Source organism: Shewanella sp. SP1S1-7, assembly GCF_031932105.1.
Lineage (GTDB): Bacteria > Pseudomonadota > Gammaproteobacteria > Enterobacterales > Shewanellaceae > Shewanella > Shewanella baltica.
In genome coordinates this window covers 1-13,683 of sequence record NZ_JAUOEU010000016.1, presented here as the reverse complement: position 1 = coordinate 13,683, position 13,683 = coordinate 1, and the positions used below count along the sequence as shown (strand labels likewise).

12 protein-coding genes are annotated in these 13,683 nt (G+C 46.2%); 6 read left to right on the top strand and 6 right to left on the bottom strand.

Features of this window, described 5'->3' with window-relative positions; genetic code table 11:
* Positions 1–69 precede the first annotated feature (69 nt).
* Genes torA through torE form a run of 3 tightly spaced genes read right to left on the bottom strand, consistent with a single transcriptional unit; the run spans position 70 to position 3,973 of the window.
* A complete protein-coding gene (gene torA / locus Q4Q49_RS13290) occupies positions 70–2,559 on the bottom strand; it encodes a trimethylamine-N-oxide reductase TorA (RefSeq protein ID WP_006086920.1) in 2,490 nt (829 codons plus the stop codon).
* A 15-nt stretch (positions 2,560–2,574) separates the two neighbouring features.
* The gene (gene torC, locus Q4Q49_RS13285) at positions 2,575–3,753 is read right to left on the bottom strand and encodes a pentaheme c-type cytochrome TorC (RefSeq protein ID WP_311999566.1); all 1,179 of its coding nucleotides are present in this window, start codon (positions 3,751–3,753) and stop codon (positions 2,575–2,577) included.
* A 43-nt stretch (positions 3,754–3,796) separates the two neighbouring features.
* Positions 3,797–3,973 (bottom strand): trimethylamine N-oxide reductase system protein TorE, encoded by a 177-nt coding sequence (gene torE / locus Q4Q49_RS13280; RefSeq protein ID WP_006082688.1) that lies wholly within the window; start codon positions 3,971–3,973, stop codon positions 3,797–3,799.
* Positions 3,974–4,497: 524 nt separating this feature from the next.
* Between torE and Q4Q49_RS13275 the strand changes: the two genes are divergently transcribed.
* Complete coding sequence (locus Q4Q49_RS13275) at positions 4,498–5,850, top strand: NCS2 family permease (protein ID WP_311999565.1); 1,353 nt, start codon at positions 4,498–4,500, stop codon at positions 5,848–5,850.
* 62 nt (positions 5,851–5,912) lie between these two features.
* Here Q4Q49_RS13275 and Q4Q49_RS13270 read toward each other — a convergent pair whose 3' ends face one another.
* The 3 genes from Q4Q49_RS13270 to Q4Q49_RS13260 form a co-directional block, all read right to left on the bottom strand.
* Entirely contained in the window at positions 5,913–6,344 is a 432-nt protein-coding gene (locus Q4Q49_RS13270) for a CBS domain-containing protein (protein WP_006082686.1), read from the bottom strand.
* Positions 6,345–6,459: 115 nt separating this feature from the next.
* Entirely contained in the window at positions 6,460–8,394 is a 1,935-nt protein-coding gene (locus Q4Q49_RS13265) for a lysophospholipid acyltransferase family protein (protein WP_311999564.1), read from the bottom strand.
* A gap of 4 nt (positions 8,395–8,398) precedes the next feature.
* Entirely contained in the window at positions 8,399–9,523 is a 1,125-nt protein-coding gene (locus tag Q4Q49_RS13260) for a UDP-2,3-diacylglucosamine diphosphatase (RefSeq protein WP_311999563.1), read from the bottom strand.
* A gap of 622 nt (positions 9,524–10,145) precedes the next feature.
* Here Q4Q49_RS13260 and Q4Q49_RS13255 point away from each other — a divergent pair.
* The 5 genes from Q4Q49_RS13255 to Q4Q49_RS13235 form a co-directional block, all read left to right on the top strand.
* Positions 10,146–10,433 (top strand): hypothetical protein, encoded by a 288-nt coding sequence (locus Q4Q49_RS13255; protein WP_263255865.1) that lies wholly within the window; start codon positions 10,146–10,148, stop codon positions 10,431–10,433.
* Positions 10,434–10,978: 545 nt separating this feature from the next.
* Positions 10,979–11,188: a hypothetical protein gene (locus tag Q4Q49_RS13250; RefSeq protein ID WP_409373210.1), complete on the top strand. Its 210-nt coding sequence runs from the start codon at positions 10,979–10,981 to the stop codon at positions 11,186–11,188.
* Positions 11,189–11,243: 55 nt separating this feature from the next.
* Positions 11,244–12,221 (top strand): transposase, encoded by a 978-nt coding sequence (locus tag Q4Q49_RS13245; RefSeq protein ID WP_311999562.1) that lies wholly within the window; start codon positions 11,244–11,246, stop codon positions 12,219–12,221.
* A gap of 431 nt (positions 12,222–12,652) precedes the next feature.
* Complete coding sequence (locus Q4Q49_RS13240; RefSeq protein WP_311999561.1) at positions 12,653–13,204, top strand: hypothetical protein; 552 nt, start codon at positions 12,653–12,655, stop codon at positions 13,202–13,204.
* Positions 13,201–13,683, top strand: a 483-nt coding sequence (locus Q4Q49_RS13235; RefSeq protein ID WP_311999560.1) for a hypothetical protein, incomplete at its 3' end; no start/stop codon positions are given. The genes Q4Q49_RS13240 and Q4Q49_RS13235, both read left to right, overlap by 4 nt.

Here is a 13,683-nt window from a genome sequence, read left to right as displayed (position 1 = left end):
TAGTTTTGGCGCTAAGATTGGATGCTGAGACGCGCCGCGTTCGGCGCATCCAGCGTTTCGGTTCTAAAGTTAGATTTCGACTTCGATAGGGCCATCGAAGGAGCTGACCTTAGGCACTTTGCCTTGGTATTTCTCAAACTCGACTAAGCAAGTATAGGCTGAGCAAGCTTGGGCAAGTTTAGAGGTGCCTATGTCTAAAGTGAGGGTGTTAGGATCGCCATAACTGCACAGGGCGCCGACTTCTGCCCCACCTTCAGTGCTACCATCTTTACCTACTGGCCCATACCATGCGCCTTCGTGAATCCGCACAATACCAGTAGGGAAGTTGTCCGATATCACAGCACCTGCCAACAGTTGGCCACGGTCGTTAAAGACTCGCACTATATCGCCATCTTTGATGCCGCGCGCTTTTGCGTCGACAGGGCTGATATACACAGGCTCACGGCCATTGACTGCGTAGGTCTCGCGGTATTCTCGCGACTCACACATTTGCGAGTGTAAGCGCTTGTCTGGGTGGCATGACTGCAACCAAATCGGATGCTTGTCAGAGCCAGGGCCGCCATGGCTACGCTCGGTTTTCTCCATCCAAGTTGGGTGACCTTTACAGTCATCGTAACCGAATTGATCAATCTTACGGCTAAAGATTTCAATCAAACCTGAAGGCGTGCCTAGTGGATTGATTTCAGGATCGTTTCTAAAGTCTGCATGGCGCGTCCAGACTTCACCGTCACCAAAATGCACATAACCTTGTTTCCAGAAAGTCGCAAAGTCAGGCATCTCAAACTTGCCCGCGTTGGCGGCTTTACATTCGTTATAGAGGGTTTCTAACCACTCCATTTCGCCCATGTTACGGGTGTATTCTTTCTCTTTGCCGAGTACGGCGGCAAAGCGAGTGAAAATTTCAAAATCCGACAAGCTATCAAACAGTGGCTCAACCATCTTTTGCATGGCTAAAATACCGCGGTTAGCATAAGCGCCGTAAACGTCGATATCGTTGCGCTCATAGGTAGTACAAGCGGGCAGTACGATATCCGAGAAGCGGCAAGTTGCCGTCCAGTTCACATCAACAGTGACCACACACTCAAGCTTATGGAAGGCTTGCTTCATACGGTTTCTGTCTTGGTGATGGTTCCAAGGATTATTACCCGAGAAAATCATCATCTTGATATCGGGATAAACCACTTTCGAGCCGTTAGCATCAATGGTTTTTCCGGGTTCGAGAATCGCATCAATCCAGCGGGCAACCGGAATTGTGCTACTCGCGCCCTTGAAGTCTGAGCTATCAAATAGTGGCTTTTGATTTTCGTCCAAGTTACGGGGGAAAGCACCTGGCGCCGCGGCACCCGATGAAGGCACGCCGATACTCGAGTAGTGGTGACCATAACTGATGCCACCACCGGGTAGCCCGATTTGGCCGATCATGGTCGCCAGTACCGCCGCCATCCAATAGGGTTGTTCGCCGTGTTGCTGGCGCTGGATGCACCAACCCATCATGAACTGAGTGCGACCCTTGACTAAGGTTTTGGCTAAATCGCGGATAACATGGGCTTCAACACCACAGATAGGCGCGGCCCACTCTGGGGTTTTGGCGACGCCATCTTTAGTGCCCATCACATAGGGCACAAACTCTTCAAAGCCTAGGCTGTAGCCTTGGATAAATTTATCGTCGTAAAGTTTTTGGCTAATCATCTCGTGGGCGATGGCCAGCATTAAGGTCACATCTGTCTGTGGGTTAACGTAGAGTTGCTCACAGCCCAAATAGGCTTGGGTCTTAGTCACCACAGGGTCGATACTGATAACGCGGATCTTGCCTTGCTTCACTTTCTCTTTTAACTGCGCAAGATAGGCAAAAGATTCATGGGTTTCCGCATTCCAACCCACTTGCAGGTTCTTGTACGGATCGTTCGACCAGAGCACGATAGTGTCGCTGTGTTCTAAGATCAGCGGCCATGAAGTGCCTTGGGCATACACTTCGGTTGAACCTAACACGTAGGGCAGAATCGTTTGGCCTGCACCTGTGGAGTAGTCGCCGATTTTCTTCACATAGTTGCCGTGCATCCCCACCGCACGTTGCATATGACTCGTGCTGGAATGCAGTTGACCCGTGGCGCGCCAACCGGTTTGACCCGCATGCAGACCTGATGGACCGTATTGGGTTTGGACTTCATCTAATGAATGCTTAAACAGTGTTAATGCCTTGTCCCACGTTACACGAACAAAGCGGAAATCACCTCGTTGATGGGTATTACTCTTATGACCTTTGAGTAAAAAATCTAAGCGCACCATAGGGTAACGTACACGGGATGGATTGTAGACCATGCCGCGGATGCCGTTAATCATATCCGTTGGATACTTATCTAAGTCGAAGGGTTTCACTTCGGCAATGACGCCGTTTTTGCGCTTCATTTTAAAGGCGCCGAAGTGTGAACCTGTGGTTAGCCATTCATCTTCATTGATGCCCGCTTTGGCTAAGGCATTTAAGGGCGCTAACACTGAGCTGCCACCTAAGACAACGAAAGAGGATGAGGCGATACCCTTTAAAAAGTCTCTTCTGTTCATGGTATTACTCCCGAATTAGTGCTCTTTTTTCACAAAAGTTGACGAATGTTCCTGCAGATATTTCTGCACTAGTGCTTGGGTGTCTTGGTCCATATTCACGAAGGCCAACATGCCTTGGAACATTCCCGGCCAAGTATTGGCGTCAAAGTGCGCCTCATCGGGTTGGGTATGGCAAACACTGCAGCTGGAGCGGAAGGTATCGCGGGCATAACCCCAAAGTGGTTGCAGCTCGGTCAGCAGATAATCCTTATCGGTCCAGATTTGTGCTTCGATACGCTGCCATTTAAGGCCTGTCATAGGATCTTCTTTTTCTTCAAAGGTTTGGATAACACCTTCGGTTTCGGCTGCGTCTTTGGTTAACTGTGCCGACAGAATGTTCACGCCAAAGTCCATGTAGATCACGCGGCCAGCACCAATCTTTTTACGCCAGCCATCGATGCCGATCTTGATGCGTTTGCCTTGGGTTTCGAGCACTTTGACTTTCGTTGCTACGTTGAGCGTGCCAGCTTCAACGTCGCCTTTATCAGTGAAGAATAAGGGTTTAGTCAGGGCGCTATAGTAAGTTTGATTCGTTTCAACTGAGCTGACGCCTGATCCGACTTCTGCAATCAGTTCTGGTGCACGGGCCGTGCCCATTTCTGGTAAGTGGTGCGCAATACCTTTATGGCAATCGATACAGCTTTGGTCGATTTCTGCAGCGCGTTTCATCTGTTTTTGTGCCAGCGGTGACATGGCTTCCCATTTCATCGAGTTGTAGTTGTGGCAGTTTTTGCAGGCTAAGGAGTTGTCGCGGTCGAAACGTTTCCATTCACGGCTCGCCATTTCTAAGCGTTTGGCTTCGAATTTTTCAGGGGTGTTGACTGTGTTAAATAACCAGCCCCAGACGTCGTGGGAGGCTTCCATCTTACGGGCGATTTTACGGCTCCAGTTATGGGGCACGTGGCAATCGGGGCAGGTGGCGCGCACGCCAGAATGATTCGACCAATGCACAGTTTCCTGCAGCTCTTGGTAGGGTTTGCTTTCCATACTGTGGCAGCTAATACAAAAAGCTTCGGTATTGGTGGCTTCGAGTGCAGTGTTAAATCCGCCCCAGAAGATGATACCCATGATAAAAGCGCTGATGCTGACGGCGCCTAATGTCAGTGCTTTGGTGGGTTTGTTCAGTGTACACCAGAGGTTGGTTAACCACTTCATAATCGCGTCCTCAAAAAGTAACTATATGTTTAATAGATATAAATTAGTGGCCGACAACGCCGCCGAAGGCTTGGATCATCCAAATGATGAAGCCGTAAATACTGATCCCTGCGATAGTGAGCGCGGGGAAGAGTAAAAAGATGATGAACCCGAGCGCTTTTAATTCATTTTTGCGCGTGGATTTCTCTGATGTAGGTGTTTGTATGTTTGGCTTTGTCATTGGGGTCGACTCCGATCGAAAGCGATTTTTGATAGGAGCACTATAGAGGGGAGATATGAATGGACTTGCTTGCTGTGATGAATGGGGTTTGACAATATATGAAAGATTATGAAAACTTTTTAAGGGCGTAAGCTTAGCGCTGCTCTGGCAGACTTTGGTGGTGATTAATGTTAGTTCAATGGGCAGTTATTGCCTAGGGTTGGGCTGTTTTTTGAACAACTGATTTCGGCTTTTGCCGCTAATTTTTTATCGAAGTGCAGGTGATGTCTTAGCTATCTTTGGGAGATTCCAGTATCATCCGCGGCCAACAACGGCTGCGTCTACATGATTAATGGCTTTTTAATCATCGCGAAGCATCACTGCTTGCAGATCATGGATTTTTCCCACAGTAGGAAAATGATGTGGATCTCTCACCCAAGTCTGATGGATTTGGGGCTCTAATCTGCCGCAGCCAGCGTCGCCAATTGCGTTTTAGGTAATTGGTACCGACCCCATTTTAAGAGATCACAAGGTATAACAACATTATGTCTGAGCAATTGAGTTCAACAGCCGTACCCTCTGGTTCGTTTCTGGACCGTTATTTTTCTATTCAACAACGTGGCAGCACAGTTCGCCAAGAAGTGATTGCGGGATTAACGACTTTCCTCGCTATGGTCTACTCAGTGATTGTGGTGCCTAACATGTTAGGCCAAGCGGGATTTGATCCCGGCGCCGTGTTTATCGCCACCTGTTTAATTGCATCATTTGGTTCTTTGCTCATGGGTTTATGGGCAAACTTACCTATGGCGATTGGCTGCGCGATTTCGCTCACAGCCTTTACGGCCTTTAGCTTAGTGCTAGGTCAGGGCATGTCGATTCCGGTCACCTTAGGCGCGATTTTCCTAATGGGCGTGACGTTCACACTTGTGAGCGTGACAGGTGTTCGTCAGTGGGTACTGGCTAATTTACCTAAGGGCATAGCCCACGGTACAGGCATAGGTATCGGCTTGTTTTTACTTTTGATTGCGACTAACAGTGTGCAGTTGATTGTGGCCAATAGCGCAGGCTTACCGGTGAAGTTGGGCGATATTAACAGCTTGCCTGTTATTGCGACCGTTATAGGTTTAGCGGCAACTATCGGTTTAGAGCGCCGCGGTGTACCTGGCGGTATTCTGTTGGTGATTATCGCGTTATCTGTATTTGGTTTAATATTCGATCCGAGCGTGAAATACCAAGGCTTATTCGCCTTCCCCGATTTCACCTCTGAGCATTCGCTCATAGGCCAACTTGATATTATGGGCGCCTTTAATCCTGTGGTCTTGCCTATCGTATTAGCGTTAGTGATGACGGCGATTTTCGATGCGACCGGCACCATCCGTGCTGTGGCTGGCCAAGCGAATTTGCTCGATAAAGACGACAATATTGTCGGCGGCGGCAAAGCCTTAACCTCAGACTCCGTTAGCAGCATGGTGGCGGGTTTCGTGGGCGGCGCACCAGCGGCTGTGTATATCGAGTCGGCGGCGGGGACTGCGGCGGGCGGTAAGACAGGTTTAACTGCGACTATCGTTGGCGTACTGTTTTTATTGATGATGTTTTTAGCGCCATTAAGCTATTTAGTGCCAGCCTATGCGACAGCACCTGCTTTGATGTACGTAGGTTTGTTGATGCTGAGTAACGTAGCAAAACTCGACTTTGACGATAAAGTCGATGCCATGGCAGGCTTAACCTGCGCTGTGTTTATCATCTTAAGTTGTAATATCGTCACTGGTATTATGCTGGGCTTCGTGACTCTGGTTGTTGGCCGTATCTGTAGCGGCGAATGGCGCAAACTGAAAGTAGGCGTGCTCGCCATTACCTTAGGTTTAGTGGTGTTCTATATGGGTGGTTGGGCGATTTAAGTTAGGCAAACTGAGTGATTTGAACTGAGTTATTGAAAACAGAAGCGAGTGCGGTCTTAGGATTAGCACTCGCTTTGATTTTGTGCCCGGTATTCACAATAGGCCCGCAGTAAGTCTTTCCAAGTGACAATTCCAACCAACTTACCGTCTTCTAACACCGGCAAGCAGCCTATATCATTGTCTAACAAAATACGGGTTGCCGTGTCTAAATTGATGTGGGGCGCAACGGTAACCGGATTACGGGTCATCACTTGATGCACACGTTTTTGCAGGGTTTCTAAATCTCTTGCGGTTTCGGCGCTACTGCCCAAGTTGGGGCTAATGGCACGCAGCAGATCCCGCTCCGATAACACGCCTTCAAGTTGATACTCATCGACGACCAACAAGTGATGAAAGCTCGCTTGGTCGAAGATTTCCTTCGCCACAGTTAATCGGTCGTCCATTTCAACCGTGACGACTCGGGTACTCATAATATCGGCGATAATGATCGGCATGATGATCCCCTGATAAGCTTGCGCATCCTAGGATGCGCTCTGTTAATGCGCTGCATTACAGTTACTTATAACAGAGTGGTGCATGTTTAGCCAACACCCATTACAAAGTTTTAACTCAAAGATCTTGAACCTCTGGCTCATCATCGGCGGTGATTGGCATCCGCTCCGATTCGGGCAAGTGCGCGCCTATGTAGCGTTGATACTTTTTGCCTTTCAGTTTGTGGGTGTCCACCAGCACTAAACCATCGATACAATCGCCAAAGTCTGCGTCGATACCAAAGGCGAGAAACTTAACCCCATCAGCCTTACACAGCTCACCATATTGCTTGTAGAGCGTCGGCACGGCGGCGCCCATACTCGCGAGTACTTGTTTGAGTTGCTTGAAGTTGCTCTGATAATCCTCGGAGAAATACAAATCATCTAACTTGGCTTTTTGGGATTTGGATAAACCAAAGGGCGACATGGAAACCGCCATCTGCTGCGCAGGCGCAAATTCCCGCGAGTAAAAGTGTACGAGCATTTCTCTGGCGCTGCCGGGCAATTGATTGCTGATAGACACTGGGCCAAATAGGTAGCGGTATTCAGGGTGTTTGGCGAGATAAGCGCCTATGCCAAACCACAGATAATCTAAGCTGCGTTTACCCCAATATTTAGGCTGCACAAAACTACGGCCAAGTTCTAAGCCTTGCTTCACGAAGGGCATAAAGCTGTCGGCGTATTGAAACAGCGATTGGCTGTAGAGGGCGTTATCACCGTATTTTTCTAAGACTTTGTCGCCACTGGCAAAACGGTAGGCGCCGACAATTTCAAACTGCTCCTTATCCCACAGGACTAAGTGCTGGTAGTAGGAGTCGTATTTGTCGATATCGCGGCGTTTGCCCGAACCCTCACCTACGGCGCGAAAGGCGATTTCCCTCAGGCGACCGATTTCCCGCATGATGGGATTGCTGTCGTGGTGCTGGTACAGGTAAATCAACTTGTTATCTTGCGTTTCACCTAGCAGTTCGCATTGCTGCAGCGCCGCTTGCAGTTCACGGCGCGATTCAGGGTGGGCGATAGCACTTTGGGTGATAAACAGCGGATCTTTATCTTTGCCGATACGATACAAGTGATTTTTAAGTAGTTTTATCTTGGTCTTGAGTGGAAAGTCCATCGTGCGCAGGGCTTCATTGGGAATAAGCTCGCCAATGCGGATCGGCATATTACGTTTGGCCTGTTTGAACATTTCCTTCACCAGCAGCAGTGTGGCGAGTGGCTTGTAAATCATAGATGCGCCGTAGAAGGTCGCAGAGTTTTTGGCATCTAAAAATATCGGCAGTAAGGGCGCATTACAGGAAATCGCCATTTTTAAAAAGCCAGAGTGCCACTGGGTATCACGCACGCCGTTAGGGCGAAGGCGCGAAACTTCGCCCGACGGGAAAATCAGCACTGCGCCTTCGTTACGCAGGTGCTGGTGGATTTTTTCTAAATGCTGTTTCGGTGTGCCGCCCGTCATATTGCGCACTGGCAGTAAGATTGAGTGCAGCGGTTCCAGTGCCATCAAGAGTTCATTGGCGACGACTTTGATATCAGGGCGAATTTCACTGATCAGTTTGATCAGCGCTAAGCCATCGAGCGAACCTATGGGATGGTTCGCGAAGATCACCACTCGGCCTTCACAGGGAATGTTTGCTATCTCGTTGGCGGGCACGGTAAAGCTAAAGTCGAAACTCGCCAGCACTTGCTCGACAAAGTCCACGCCCTGTAAATAGGCATATTGATTGGCGATATCATTGCATTGTTTTTCATTGAGCAGGTAACGCAGCATGGCCTTGGCGGGTTTAGCGAGCCAAGGTTTGTCGTTGATAGAAGGCAGATTTTGTTCAACCATATTATCAACGGTAAAAATCATGCTCTTCGCCTTAAGCGCAGGTGGCTGCACGGCATGGTTATTATGGTTAAGGTTACTGTTTAGCGTCTGGTTATTATGGTTAAGGTTACTGTTTAGCGTCTGGTCATTTTGTTCCATAGCGTTATCTGATTGATGAGTCATGTTATTTAGTTGATTCATAGTGTTAGGCAACATCCCTTGGGCGAGTTTCGCCGGTATTTGTGTTTGGCATTTGCTGCGCTGCCGTTTTTTGTTGTTTGTTTTTGTGCGTCTCAGGTGGCTGTTGCACTAACGCTATGCTGCTGAGAATATCGAGATTGAGCGTTTGTTCATTCCAGCGACACAGCTGTAATTCACCGTTAAGGGTTTCGGTGATTAAGCTGCAGTTTTCAACCCAGTCACCGTCGTTGGCGTAGATGATCTGCCGCTGCTCAGGCGTACTTTGGGGCGTGCAGTATTGTGCTGCTCTGGGGTGAGTTGAGAGTTCTGGCTGATGGATATGGCCGCAGATCACGCCGTCAACATCGAAATGCTGGGCATAGTTGAGCACCGCTTGGCGATAATGTCCGATAGCGGCTTGAGCTTTACCCACTTTGGATTTGATGTAACTTGCCAGTGACCAATAGGGATAACCTAAGCGTTCCCGCAGGCTGTGGAGATTGCGATTAAGGAACAGCAATAAGTCATATAAATGGTCGCCCAATATGGCGTAGAAACGGCCGACACACACATCGGCATCAAACTGATCCCCGTGGAGCATCAACAATTTATGGCCGCCAATTCCGTGGTGAATATGTTGGCGGGCAATTTTAATATTCCACAGGCTTAGTTCGGCATAGGGTTTGATCGGTTCGTCGTGGTTGCCCGGCAGATAAATCACTTGGGTGCCGTTTTGTGCCAGCTCGATGAATTTTTGTAGCACCTTATTGTGGCTATCAGGCCAATGCAGCTTACGTTTCAGCGCCCATAAATCGACTATGTCACCGACCAGATACAAGTGCTGACAACGCACGGTTTCAAGCAAACTGAGCAGGTAGTCGGCCTTGCAATCTTTACAACCTAAATGGATATCCGACAGCCAGAGGGCGTTAACTGTGATGCTTGGTGTATGGGGCGATGCCGTCTGGTCTGAAGTTAATGCGGATGGGGTAAAAGAAGCTGAATTGAATCGATTTGAGGGTGTTGGTGCAGATGTCGGAACTGATGTAGGTGATTGCGTCGAGCGGTTAAAGATAGGAGGTGAAAGGCTGGGGTCATTTATCTGTCCCTGCGCTGTTGTTTCAAATTCCTTGAAATTAAATCCTGTCATCTCGTATTCACCCCGTTAGGCTGTTAACGAATATGAGCTTAGTGAGGGGCTTTGACTGAATGATGAAGTTTAGATGACATGCAGATGACAAAAGGTGGATTAACTTGGACTGAACCTGTCAAGATTCACATCAGGATGCAATTAGAACCGACAGTTAGTTTGCAGCATGAATTGTCATTGTTTCCCCTGTGACTCGCCGCCCTTGCATTTAACAACAAGCGTCCCTGAGGGGTCGACGACGGCATTCATGCCGCCAACGGTCACAGTTGCAATAATGCCAATCTTAATTAACACTTCTGCAGTTCGTTTAGCTAAAAAGCTATTGCACCATTCCCTGTTTCGCATGACTGAACTAGCTCTGCTTGGTACTGGCCTGTTGACTCAATTTTAGTAATGCTACAAAGTTTTTACGATTTCTGTGGCATTCAGAAGATTAAGTAAACCAGTGTATTAATGTACTTGGTGTTAAATGGCGAACAAGCTTGGGATTGGCAAACGTATACGTTAAAAGCCGTTCACTATTGAACTACCTTAATTGTGATACGTATAAAGTTTCATTGTCGGGCTATACAATACAATCATCTATGATTGCGTGGGAATTGGATTCCAAGGTAGGGGCACTATGAATTTCAGAGATAGATTATTAAAAGCAATTCCGATTATAGCTACATGGTCTTTTAATTTTTTAATAGCCGTTCTCAAGATTTCAGTTGAGATATTAGTCTCTGTTTTCATGGTGCTAGGGACGTTAATTGCAATGTCTAGCTCTGGCCAGTCAGATGACGATGATGAAGATGAATTTATTAGCAAACACTCGAATGGTATTGGCGGTGTCAAAATTGACAATAAAAGCTATAGCGAGAGTCAGGCACGATCTGACTATCAAAGTGGCAAGTTTTGGGATAAATGACCACTTCTTTTAGCTAGGTAACTAACGTATGGATAGCATCTACCAATCTTTAGACAGCTTTATCATTGGTGCTCATATGGGGGACACATTATTGTCGAAGAGTAATAAAGTATCACATTGATATGGCGGTTTTAGCTGGATGCTAGTCGCTATCTTTGATTCTAAGCTGCCCCATTCCTCGTTAGCACAATGACCTCTAGCTAACTCCAACATCAAAACATTGATCCAATTTTAGTAATACTACAGAGCTCTGGCCTTATCAGTTTTATCCAACCGCAATCATGTGAGCCAATGAGAAAGGTAAAACGATATCAAGTGATTACCCATCAAACTGTATAAAAAACTGCTACCGTAAAAATGCAATAAAAGTGGATGCAATAATAAAAGTGGACACCCAGCGTTAATAGCGCAGTTGTTATCCTCCGACTATGCTTGGGTTAAGCATTAAACAGGCAGTAAAAGAGTAAAAGAGGACACCCAGCCTAAATAGCGCAGTTGTTAACCTCCGACTATGCTTGGGTTAAGCATTAAACAAGGAGGTTTGTATGCCGCGCCCACGCAGAACTCAGATAAGTGTTGAAGACACGCCTTATTACCATTGCTGTAGCCGCGTGGTGCGGCGTGCGTTTTTGTGTGGTGATGATGCCTATTCGGGGAAAAATTATGACCATCGCCGCGCTTGGGTAGAATCACTACTGTTTGAACTCGAAGCCGTTTTTGCCATAAATATAAAAGTGGACACCCAGCCTAAATAGCGCAGTTGTTAACCTCCTACTATGCTTGGGTTAAGCATTAAACAAGGAGGTTTGTATGCCGCGCCCACGTAGAACTCAGATAAGTGTTGAAGACACATCCTATTACCATTGCTGTAGTCGCGTTGTGCGGCGTGCGTTTTTGTGTGGTGATGATGCCTATTCGGGAAAAAATTATGACCATCGCCGCGCTTGGGTAGAATTGCTACTGTTTGAACTCGAAGCGGTTTTTGCTATTGATGTGGCGGCCTTTGCTGTGATGTCCAATCATCTGCATGTGGTGCTGCGGGTCGATATCGACAGCGCCAATCGTTGGACTGACCGCGAAGTACTTGAGCAGTGGCATAAGCTGTTTAAAGGCGATGAATTAACGCAAAAATTCGCCAAAGGTGAGTTAGTTGAGGCGCATGAAGTTCACAGATTAAAGCATTCAATCGCAATTTACCGCAGCCGATTATGCGATATTTCATGGTTTATGCGCTGCCTTAATGAACCGATAGCAAGACAAGCAAATCAAGAAGATAACTGTACAGGTCGTTTCTGGGAAGGTCGCTTTAAATCGCAAGCCCTGCTCGATGAAGCCGCTGTGTTAACTTGTATGGCCTATGTTGATTTGAATCCGATTAGAGCGCAACTGGCTGATACACCAGAACAATCCGACCATACCAGTATTCAGCTGCGTATTCGGGCCGCATTAAAAGGTGAGCAACCTGAAAATCTACTGCCTTTTATCGGTAATGAGCGCGACAACCAGCCCAATGGCATTGCGTTTTTATTATCGGATTACCTTGAATTGGTCGATGATACAGGTCGAATAATTCGAAGTGATAAACGTGGGGCAATCAGTATAAATAGCGCTAAGTTACTGGCAAGATTAAATATCCCACATGACAATTGGCTCAAGCTCACCACTGAGTTTGGCAAGCTATTTCATGGTCCGGTGGGTACGCTGCAAGCACTCACTGATTACTGCGAACATCTAGAAAAGCGACGACGGCACTTTGCGGCAAGCTGTCAGCACTTTCACAGCAACTAAATGTAATACTGCTTAACCAAACCAATCACTGCCCATTTGTTTTATTGGGTGGGTTAGCATGTCTTAAATACACCATTTTTTAATGAGTTAGCTCATTTTTATGCTTTAGCTTTAGCCCTTCAACTGTTGATGACTCTCATTTAAGCAATTTTAGCTCGTACAAGTTGTAGACAAACCAAAAGTGCATTATGTTGTTGATCTAAAATGGATGGCCAGATTTTTCACTAACTGTAATCCTGCTTAACCAAACCAATCACTGCCCATGTGTTTTATTGGGTGGGTTAGCATGTCTTAAATACACTATTTTTAATGAGTTAGCTCATTTTTATGCCTTAGCTTTAGCCCTTCAACTTTTGATGAATCTCATTTAAGCAATTTTAGCTCGTACAAGTTGTAGACAAACCAAAAGTGCATTATGTTGTTGATCTAAAATGGATGGCCAGATTTTTCTAACAAAATTGAGTCCTGAACAAATTAAAAGTAGGCAGGAAAAAGCACGTAGCATAATTAAAGGTATCAGTTTTTCAAAAATGGCAGGTCATGATCCTTTAGGTAAACAAAAGCAGTTTTATGAAGATTTAGATGCGATCGCGATGACTGACCAATTTTATGAGTTTTCTCAATTGTATGATGGCAAGGGGATCCATATAAATATTTGCACAAATTGCTTTAGCCAGAGCCAAGATAGAAATTCACAAGGAGTGAATGTTATTAGACTGAATCTTAGTGTAAATGTGTACTCACGAGCTGAGGGCGGGAACTCTTATGTAGCTATTACAGGTTCAAGATTACTAGCCCATGAATTAGTTCATGCCTTTAAAAATCATAAAATTGGCAATAGCTTACAGAATGTAACTAATGAAAAAACAGCCTCAAAATTTGAAAATGTTATTATGAAGCAAAGTGGGTTGCCTAATGTTGGTGCGAGAAGTTCATATAAAGGTATATATGACTTACCAGAAGGAGCAATAGTACTAAAATGAAAAGAAAATTACTTATATTATTAATTGGTCTAACGGCTTTAGTTTCTGAGGCAAGTCAATTGGTAGATTATCAAGGCAAAGTATCTGTGTTTGCCAAGAGCCAGAATAAACTAGCCTTGCATAGTCACTATAGATATTATGATAAAGAGTTGAAAGAATTAAAGGATGTATCATATCTTGAGTTATATGATAACAATAATGTGGGATTTACTCTTTCTTATAAAGAAAATTCGCCACGTTTCCTCACGTTAACATGGACGACAAATGGTAAGTATCTTGTCGGTATGTCGACGCGTTGGCAAGCTGATAGTTATTTATCTGTTTATTCAGCTACTGGTCTCCCTTTGAGATCGTTTAGTATGGATTGTTCTTTGTGGCTCGATGAGTCAAAAGAAAAAGAACTTGAAACTAAATCGCAAATGTTCATAAGCATGTTAGGTTCGTTTTGCGATACAACTCCAGAATTATTGTACACTCTG